General features: G+C 43.8%; 1 pseudogene. It reads left to right on the top strand.

From position 1 onward, the window contains the following. A pseudogene (gene malS, locus RAC86_RS39130) lies at nt 1–970 on the top strand (oxaloacetate-decarboxylating malate dehydrogenase); the annotation flags it as partial.

Genomic DNA, 970 nt, shown 5'->3' on the forward strand with positions numbered 1-970 from the left:
GCCAACAGTTGGTGAAGCGATTCAGGAGTACAGCCATGAATATAGAAGACCTCAAGGAATCTACTTGTCAATCGACAACATTGACGGTATTGAAAAAGCGTTTGAAAACCTTCACGCGACAGCAGGCGATATTGATCTTATCGTTGCTACTGACTCTGAAAGCATTCTCGGTATCGGTGACTGGGGTGTAGGCGGTATTAATATCGCAATCGGTAAATTAGCTGTTTACACTGCTGCAGCTGGTATTGACCCTAGCCGTGTTATCCCGGTTGTGCTTGATGTCGGTACGAACAACGAAAAACTTCTAAACGATCCTTTATATATTGGTAACAAGCATGAACGTGTTCAAGGTGAACGCTACGAAGCTTTCATTGACGCTTATGTAAAAGCTGCATTGAAATTCTTCCCTAAAGCGCTTCTTCACTGGGAAGACCTTGGCAACAAAAATGCACGCAATATCATGAAGAAATACAATCATGAAATCCTGACATTTAATGATGATATTCAAGGTACTGGCGCGATTACACTTGCTGGTGTGCTTGCCGCTATGAAGAAAACCGGCGCTTCTATTAAAGATCAGCGTGTTGTTATCTTCGGTGCTGGTTCTGCTGGTATCGGTATTGCTGACCAAATCCGTGACACAATGGTGCTAGCCGGATTATCTGAAGAAGAAGCTAACAAACGTTTCTACACACTTGATTACAGAGGCTTGCTGACTGAAGACATCGAAGGCATCCTTGATTTCCAAAAACCTTACCTTCGCAATGCGGATGAAGTGAAAGACTGGAAGCGCGATGAAAAAGGTCAAATTCCATTCGATGAAGTTGTTCGTCAAGCGAAACCAACGATCTTGATTGGTACTTCTGGGGTTTCAGGTGCATTCACAGAGGAAATTGTAAAAGAAATGGCATCTCACGTAGACCGTCCGGTTATCATGCCGATGTCTAACCCGACTCACCTTGCTGAAGCT

Source organism: Bacillus sp. LR_5 (assembly GCF_042709275.1).